Annotated in this window: 1 protein-coding gene; it reads right to left on the reverse strand. The window is 74.9% G+C overall.

Features of this window, described 5'->3' with window-relative positions; translation table 11 throughout:
• Positions 1 to 866 (reverse strand): molybdopterin cofactor-binding domain-containing protein (locus Y694_RS22030; RefSeq protein ID WP_155935902.1); only part of this gene is annotated, 866 nt, incomplete at both ends.

The following is an 866-nucleotide window of genomic DNA, read 5'->3' on the forward strand; positions in this document are numbered from 1 at the left end:
GCAACGCCGGCGGTCGCGCCGGCCCGGGCCGGCAGGCGCACCAGCCGCTGCACGCCGGGGCGGCGCAGCACCTCGTCCTCGTTGCCGATGCGTTGCGGCGCACCGCCGAGCACCGGGCACATGCGCACTGCGGCGTACAGCAGGCCCTCGGGCCGCACGTCGAGGCCGTAGACGGCGCTGCCGTTGCTCTTGGCGACGACATCGGTGCGCGGCGTGTCGCGACCGATCAGCGTCCAGGCGGCACGCGGCTTCAGCGCCACGTCACCGGCCGGCGTGCCGGCAGCCGCGCTGGCGAGCTCACCGAAATGCGCGTGCACGCCGGAGGCATGCGACACGACGCCGTCGCGCACCACGATCTCTTCCTTGGGCAGGCGCCAGCGCAGCGAGGCGGCTCCCACCAGCTGGGCCCGCACCGTGGCCGCAGCCAGCCGCAGCGGCTCCCAGGCGTCGACGATGCTGGTCGACGCGCCCGTCATGTTGATGCCGAGCTCGCGCGCCAGCTTGGCGACGACCCACTCGCCGCCCTTCACCACCGCGGTCCTGCGGCCCGGCTCGCTGTCGCGCGGGTGGAAGGGCAGCGACGCGACGAAGGTGGCCACGTTGCCGTAGACCGCATCGGCGCCAGCCTGGACCAGCCGCACGCGGTCGAGGCCGATGTCGAGCTCCTCGGCCACCAGCATCGGCAGCGCGGTGTGCACGCCCTGGCCCATCTCGCTGCGGTTCATCGCCAGCGCGACGCCGCCGTCGGCGGCGACCTTGATCCAGCCGTTGAACGCCACCTCGCCGGCCTGCAGCGCCAGCAGCGCACGGTCGCCCAGCCGCGAACGCGGCGGCAGCACCGCCCAGCCCAGCAGCAGGACGCCGCC

Origin of the sequence: Methylibium sp. T29-B, from assembly GCF_000576225.1 — a bacterium.
In the GTDB taxonomy this organism is placed as follows: domain Bacteria; phylum Pseudomonadota; class Gammaproteobacteria; order Burkholderiales; family Burkholderiaceae_C; genus Methylibium; species Methylibium petroleiphilum.